The sequence below is a fragment of the Ornithinimicrobium carbonis genome (assembly GCF_977012275.1).
In genome coordinates, this window is sequence record NZ_OZ348993.1 from 3,615,189 (window position 1) to 3,622,181 (window position 6,993).

Sequence of the window (6,993 nt, forward strand, 5' to 3'; positions counted from 1 at the left end):
TCACCGTCGGCCTCGAGCGATGAAGGTGTCCTCGAAGATGCCCGGTGGCAATTGAACTCCCTGCTCGGCGAACCGATCAGTAAAGAGGGGACGCACACCGGTCGGGATCGCGTGGCCCAAGAAGCGACCGTTGGCATCCACGCCTGCTGCGTAGTCGAAGGTGAACGCGTCTTGGAGAGTAACGATGTCACCCTCCATGCCCTGCACCTCGGTAATAGCGGTTACTCGTCTGGTGCCGTCCCGTAGCCGGTTAAGGTGGACGATAACGTCGACAGCCGAGGCGATCTGCTCGCGGATAGCGCGCAGCGGCAGATCCATGCCGGCCATCAGCACCATCGTCTCGAGCCGGGCGACGGCGTCCCGAGGGGTGTTCGCGTGCAACGTGGACAGGGACCCCTCGTGCCCGGTGTTCATGGCCTGGAGCATGTCAAGGCTCTCGCCGCCGCGCACCTCACCGACGATGATGCGGTCGGGGCGCATTCGAAGTGAGTTGCGGACAAGGTCGCGGATGGTGACCTCACCCTGGCCCTCGATGTTGGAGGGCCTGCTCTCGAGTCGGACCACGTGTTCCTGCTGCAGTTGGAGCTCGACCGCGTCCTCGATGGTTACGATGCGCTCGCTGGTAGGGATGAAAGACGACAGTACGTTGAGCATGGTGGTCTTACCGGTGCCAGTGCCACCGGAAACAAGGACGTTGAGCTTCGCCTCCACGCAGCCCCGAAGGAGTTGGACCATCTGGGAAGACATACTGCCTCTGGCGACAAGGTCCTCAGCCCGCAGCGGAACCTGCCCGAACTTGCGGATCGTGAGGGTCGCCCCGGAGACAGCGAGCGGCGCGATGACCGCGTTGACCCGGGAGCCGTCCTCCAGTCGTGCGTCCACCATGGGGGACGACTCGTCGATCCGGCGCCCGACCCGACCAACGATTCGCTCGATCACGCGCCGCAGGTGTTCGTCAGAGGAGAATTGCACGTCGACCTGCTGTAGGAGACCGTCCTGTTCCACATAGACGCTCTCATGACCATTGACCATGATCTCGGTGACAGAATCATCGTCGAGGAGTTTCTGCAGCGGCCCGTAGCCGAGGACATCGTCCGCGATCTCCGCGACCAGGCGACGTCGCTCCTCGATCCTCAAGGGCACGCTGCTGCTGTTGACCAGACCCGTCACCTCGCGCATGACCAGGGCGCGTAGGGCCTTCTCGTCCATGGAGGTGTCCGTAAGTCGGTTTCCCAACCGGGCAAACAATTGGTCCCGGGCTTCTGCCTTCAACCCTGCCAGGGCGTCCGACTGCCGGGGGAGAGCCTCGGGCTCCTTCGGACCCACGGGGCTCTTGGCTTCGGACTCAACCGCCGCCCCCTGCGGTGGTGCGGATGGCCTGTCGGGGCGAGGTGATGGGGCATTGGTCGGCGGCGGATGGTTCGTCGCTGTACCTGTCGCCTGGGCTTGACGCAGCCGCTCACTGAGGTTCATCGGCTTCGACGTCCTCGCTGCTGCCGGCCGGCACGTCCCACGCCGAGGGGGGCAAAGCGACCCGCCAAGGCGCTGAGATCCTTCGAGACTGGGTCACGCGGGTTGCTGAGGACCAGTGGCTCGCCGGCATTCGTCGCCCGGAGCAACTTGCCACTGCGCGGCAGCACCACATCGACCTTGCGCCCCAGGGTCGCAGCAACGTCGGCCACGCTGAGCCCTCCGGTCTTGTCGGCCATGTTCACGACGACATGGATGTTAAGCGGTTCAAGATCCAGCTCTTCCAGCACTTCCAGCTCTTTGCGCATACCCCGCAGGCTGGGCACGTCCAGACCGCAGACGAGGACGACGTCGGTGGCCTGGTCGAGCGCTGCGAGCGTCTGCTCGTGCAGTCCAGGGGCCGTGTCGAGGACGACGTAGCGGAACTCGCGCTTGAGCGTGCCCAGCAAGCGGGAGATGTTGCCGGTGCCGATGTTGTCCGCCTCCGCCGGGTTGCGGACGCCCGGCAGAACGTAGAGACCGGACGCGTGCTGAGTCAAGAGGCTTTTCAGGGCGATGGCGTCCGTGGAGACCGGACCAGAGAGCACGTCTCCCAGGGTGTAGGTCGGCTCGAGGTCGAGAGCGGCAGCGACATCACCGAACTGCACGTCGAGATCCACCAGCACCGTCCCGGTCGGCGAGTGCTGGGCCAGGACGGCGGCCAGGTGGGTGGCGATTGTTGTCTTGCCCACACCGCCCTTGGGCGAAGCCACGGCGATGACCCGGCCAGTGAAGGTGTCGCCGAGGGCGTGGCCCGTGGCAAAGGCCTGGGCTGACTCCGCGGCTCGACGGAGAACCCAGCGGACGTCTTCGACGGGAGCCTCGGTGGGGAGCACATCACGCACACCGCTGCGGAGGGCCCGGAGGGCGATCTCCTCTCCCCGAGGAGTCACCAAGACGATGCTCACCTGAGGGTGGGACTGCTGCATCCGGGAAGACAGCTGCAGCACACGCGCCTCCGTCTCTGGATCGCCACCACCGTCCAGGATGACTGTGCGCACTTCCTCTGGAGCGTTGGCCAGCGCCAGCAGCTGCGCTGCGCCAGCGGGGATTTGGTCGCGGGCGATGACCATAAGTTCGTCATCGGACCCGGCAAGGCGAATAGAACGGGACAAACTCCGGGAGTCTGTGGCGAGGATGATGGTGCTCATTCGATGACTCCAATCACCTGGGTGGGTAGCGCCGGGACCACGGCGTCCACCTCTGCACCGTCAGCGTCCTCCGGCGCGAAAGTGAGCCAGAGGCTCCCGGTCTCCATGGCGAAGATGATTCTGGCGGCCTCTTGTGGTTGCACGGCCAGCGTCACGTGCACGGAGTCCGCGGCACCGGCGTCCTGGTCCTCTTCTTGCGCCGCGACGAAGCCGCCTTCGACACGCACGACGAGCACCTTGTCCAGCAGCAAGTCGGTGTAGGTGATGGTGTCGTCGGACGTCGTCGATCCCTGCTGCGTCTCATCACCGTCAGTGTTCGTATCGTTCGGGTTGCTCGCCTGATCGTCGTCCCAGATGAGCGCCCCACTCTCATCAACGGTCCAACCACTGGGTGGTTCCACCTCGAAGGTGCTGAAGACCCCGACCAGATCACCGGCCGCGATGCTCCCTCCCAGGGCCCTTGGGTTGGGGATATTGATGGTCAGTTGGTGCAAGGACTCTGCCTCCTCCGGGAGGACGAATACACCCTGCCGTCGTAGCTCGTCAGCAGGCACAAACAGGCCGTTACTGATCTGCTCATCTAACCGAATCTCCCTCTGCGCCACCCGGTCCTCAAGATCCTCTACCGCAGCGACGGCGTCTTCGACCACGTAGGCACGAGGGATCTGGCGCACTTCCACCGTCTCCCCCATCTCGTCCGCCGGTGTCCCCTGGGGGATGGCCTCTGTCGCCATCAGGACGTCCACAGTCTCCTGATCGCCTAGTGCACGCTCGTCAGCCCGGTTGGCGTAACTGATGACGAGGAGGATGCCGACCACCGCGAGGGACAGAGCGAGCACGGCAGCGACGACACGACGAATCATATGGAGTTTCCTTATTAGAAGAATGGTCTGTTAGTTAAGGAGTAGCAGCCTCGTGGTCCGGATCAATCAGGCGCACGGACTGAACGCCATAGTCCGGAGCCGGTCCCCACTCCACGGCGTCGGAAAGGTCGACCCAGTCAACAAAACGGCCTCGGATGCATCGATCATTGCCCGGGCAGTAAGTATTGATGTTGTCTGGGCCGCTCTGCGGGTAAGTGAGGCCGTGGCCTCCGCCACCAAACTTTATGCCGTGTAGCTCGATGGCGGCAAAGCCTTTGATGTGATACCCGTTCAGGGGACTTGCGCCTATATCCGCCACGCTGCATCGATTGTCGTCTGGCTGGGGATTGGGTCGCATGCGACACTCGTCAAATACTGGCACAACAATGGGCGACCGAGAATCTACCATCCCCTGCAGTTGCCCGTGGTCGCATCCCGGCGGCTCACCGCCAGGGTCCATCGGGTACCATCCATCGTTCGCATTTAGGTCGACCAGATTGTCCTGGCAGTCCCCCGTACCTATGTACCCAAAACCTCCTGGCAGCACGTTGCCACTCGTCGGAGTTCCGCACTCTTCCTGCGAGGTCTTGGTGAGGTTGATGACGGTGACTGCCTCGGTCGATGCGACAAAAGCGTTGAATTCACACTCGCCGATCGTCAAGGGGAGAAGGGTCGTCATCTGGGTCGGCGAGCCCCAGGCGGCGGTGGCTTCACGCACCACGGTGAAGGAGTTGAACCCTAATGCTCCAGCGAAATAGTTCTGATGCTCACCGGTCACTTCCACCGTGACCCAGTTGGGGTAACCCGCCGGGTACGTATCCTTTGCGAGAACCGTGTCCGACTGGAGTCGAACATTTTCCCGCGCCAGGCCCGTAGCGCGCGCCGCCTCGGAACCATCCGAACAGGGCACAGCCGACTGTGCGCAGTGCTGGGCGGTTCCGAGTGCGGCCGCGTCCGCACCGTTTTGTATTTCCTGCGACTTGGCATAAGCCGAAGTGACATCGACACCAAAGCCCGCGAACCCGATGAGCACCAACATCACGAGCGCAACGATGATGGCCGTAGCTCCCCGCTCTGGCTCCGAAAGCAGGCGTGCCGTTAACCGTTGCATCTCATGGCCCCCTGAGCGCGTATTGGTATGTCACCGGGCCAGAAACCAGTCATAGACCGGGTGGTGTACGTGGCGGTCACGGTCCAACGGCAGGCTTCGTCTCCCACGGTGCCATTACGCACCGGCGTTGAACCTGACAAGGTGTCCGAGAGTGACGGAGCCAAAGCCCAGAAAACTTCGGTGAACTTGCTCTCCCCTGCACTGGCACTGTCCGTGATCGCTGCCGTTCGCGCTGCGTCCCGCGATGCCTGAGCCAAGCTGCCTTGGATAGCCCACAGCCTTCCAAACTCAAGAATACCCATGAGTAACGTGACCAGGAGGATTGCGACCAATGCGAACTCAACGGCTGAGGCGCCACGATCACTTGAACTCCCCTTGACCACCTTAAACCCACCTTGCTTTCGGCCCTGAGGACCCGGGACCCGGCCAACCGCTACGGTTGACCGGGTCCGTCGAGCTGGGTCTCTCAGCCACCGAGGGCGGTGAGGACCGTCTGGAAGGCATTCTGCAGCCGCCCGCCGATGCTGAACACGATGGCCACGATGACGGCCGCAATGGCCGCGACCATGATGCCGTACTCGACGGCCGTCGCACCGCGCTCCTTGCCGGACTCGACGATTCGGGCCTTGAGCGTGGCGAGGGTGTAGAAGAAAGCAGCCATGGGAGGACTCCTAGGGTGACGCAGGCCTACCCCCCAGGGGACGTCCTGCTGATGGTGAAATGGTCAACCGCGGTGGGGACCCCTCGCGGTCACCACCGATCATGCACCATAGGGGCCCCCGTGACAAGGGCCGGTTTGACGTTCAAGCGCTCAGAAGGCTACGCGCCCTCCTCCAAATCCTGAGCCAGATGACTTTAAGCAGGCTTTACTCAGTCTGGACGAACCCTGAACGTCGCAGGTGGGAGGTTGACACCGTATGCATCAAGCCCCGCCGGAGGGTCTCAGGCGGGGCTCGATGTGCTGTCAGTCACTTCAAGAAGTCAGGCACGTCCAGGTCGTCGCCCTCGTCCTCAAAGGTCACCTGCCGCGGCGGCTGCTGCACCGGTCGCTGGTCCTGCTGAGAGGCCTGTGCGGGTTGTGCTTGCTGCGGCTGACCGCCCTCCTGCCCCCGGCCTCCCTGCCCGTCGCCGGCACCGGACTGGTCCTGCTGGCTCGGCCCCCCGAACTGCCCACCCTGCTGCGGGGCGGCCTGAGGGGCACCCTGCCCCTGGTGGCCGCCCTGCTGCACCCCAGGTGCGCCGACCGGGCGCTGCTGCGCCTGCTGGGCCGCGGGCTGCTGCGCCGACCGCTGCTGCTGCGGCTGACGACCCGGCTGCACCTGACCCAGCGCGCGCTCGTCGCTGCGGGTCTGGGGCGAGCCGCCGTCGAAGCCGGCGGCGATGACGGTCACGCGCACCTCGTCGCCGAGGGAGTCGTCGATGACCGCACCGAAGATGATGTTGGCCTCCGGGTGGGCGGCCTCCTGCACGAGGCGGGCGGCCTCGTTGATCTCGAAGAGGCCCAGGTCCGAACCACCCTGCACCGACAGCAGGACGCCGTGCGCGCCCTCGATGCTCGCCTCCAGCAGGGGTGAGCTGATCGCCAGCTCGGCCGCCTGCACGGCCCGGTCCTCCCCGCGCGCAGATCCGATCCCCATGAGCGCCGAGCCGGCCCCCTGCATGACTGACTTCACGTCGGCGAAGTCCAGGTTGATCAGGCCCGGCGTGGTGATGAGGTCGGTGATCCCCTGGACACCCGAGAGCAGCACCTGGTCGGCCGAGCGGAAGGCGTCGAGCATGCTGACCGTGCGGTCAGAGATCGACAGCAGCCGGTCGTTGGGGATGACGATGAGGGTGTCGACCTCCTCGCGCAGCGAGGCGATACCGGTCTCGGCCTGGTTCGCGCGCCGCCGGCCCTCGAACGTGAACGGACGGGTGACGACACCGATGGTCAGCGCGCCCAGCGACTTGGCGATCTTGGCGACGACCGGTGCGCCACCGGTGCCGGTGCCACCACCCTCTCCCGCGGTGACGAAGACCATGTCGGCTCCGCGCAGGGCTTCCTCGATTTCCTCGGTGTGGTCCTCGGCGGCGCGGCGGCCCACCTCGGGGTCGGCGCCGGCCCCCAGGCCACGCGTCAGTTCGCGGCCGATGTCGAGCTTGACGTCGGCGTCGCTCATCAGCAGCGCCTGGGCGTCGGTGTTGACGGCGATGAACTCGACACCCTTCAGGCCGACCTCGATCATCCGGTTGATGGCATTGACGCCACCACCTCCGATGCCGACGACCTTGATGACGGCCAGGTAGTTCTGCGCAGCGGACACAAGTGGACCTTTCGGGTGCTTCGTTCAGGTGCTGGGGGTGCGTTGTGCGTGTCCCG

Annotated in this window: 7 protein-coding genes; all 7 read right to left on the bottom strand. The window is 64.7% G+C overall.

Translation table 11 applies throughout. The annotated features are described in order from the left end of the window. The 7 genes from ACWHYA_RS16580 to ftsZ all read right to left on the bottom strand — a co-directional run bounded on the left by ACWHYA_RS16580 (position 1) and on the right by ftsZ (position 6,937). A complete protein-coding gene (locus ACWHYA_RS16580) occupies positions 1-1,473 on the bottom strand; it encodes a CpaF family protein (protein WP_425940427.1) in 1,473 nt (490 codons plus the stop codon). Further along, a complete protein-coding gene (locus tag ACWHYA_RS16585; protein WP_425940425.1) occupies positions 1,470-2,660 on the bottom strand; it encodes an AAA family ATPase in 1,191 nt (396 codons plus the stop codon). Before ACWHYA_RS16585 ends, ACWHYA_RS16580 begins: the two co-directional genes overlap by 4 nt. Continuing rightward, positions 2,657-3,499, bottom strand: a complete 843-nt coding sequence (cpaB, locus tag ACWHYA_RS16590) for a Flp pilus assembly protein CpaB (RefSeq protein WP_448095615.1) — start codon at positions 3,497-3,499, stop codon at positions 2,657-2,659. Before cpaB ends, ACWHYA_RS16585 begins: the two co-directional genes overlap by 4 nt. Positions 3,500-3,557: 58 nt before the next feature. Next, a complete protein-coding gene (locus ACWHYA_RS16595; protein ID WP_425940422.1) occupies positions 3,558-4,634 on the bottom strand; it encodes a TadE/TadG family type IV pilus assembly protein in 1,077 nt (358 codons plus the stop codon). Next, a complete protein-coding gene (locus ACWHYA_RS16600; RefSeq protein ID WP_425940420.1) occupies positions 4,622-5,017 on the bottom strand; it encodes a TadE/TadG family type IV pilus assembly protein in 396 nt (131 codons plus the stop codon). Before ACWHYA_RS16600 ends, ACWHYA_RS16595 begins: the two co-directional genes overlap by 13 nt. 83 nt (positions 5,018-5,100) lie before the next feature. After that, positions 5,101-5,295: a Flp family type IVb pilin gene (locus tag ACWHYA_RS16605; protein ID WP_425940418.1), complete on the bottom strand. Its 195-nt coding sequence runs from the start codon at positions 5,293-5,295 to the stop codon at positions 5,101-5,103. A gap of 307 nt (positions 5,296-5,602) precedes the next feature. Further along, positions 5,603-6,937, bottom strand: coding sequence for a cell division protein FtsZ (gene ftsZ / locus ACWHYA_RS16610; RefSeq protein ID WP_425940417.1), 1,335 nt, complete (start codon positions 6,935-6,937; stop codon positions 5,603-5,605). Between the last annotated feature and the right edge of the window lie 56 nt (positions 6,938-6,993).

What these genes read in the sequence shown, in the direction of transcription:
- ACWHYA_RS16580 (WP_425940427.1), bottom strand. Translation starts at nt 1,473, where the DNA reads ATGAACCTCAGTGAGCGGCTGCGTCAAGCCCAGGCGACAGGTACAGCG.
- ACWHYA_RS16585 (WP_425940425.1), bottom strand. Translation starts at nt 2,660, where the DNA reads ATGAGCACCATCATCCTCGCCACAGACTCCCGGAGTTTGTCCCGTTCT.
- ACWHYA_RS16595 (WP_425940422.1), bottom strand. Translation starts at nt 4,634, where the DNA reads ATGCAACGGTTAACGGCACGCCTGCTTTCGGAGCCAGAGCGGGGAGCT.
- ACWHYA_RS16605 (WP_425940418.1), bottom strand. Translation starts at nt 5,295, where the DNA reads ATGGCTGCTTTCTTCTACACCCTCGCCACGCTCAAGGCCCGAATCGTC.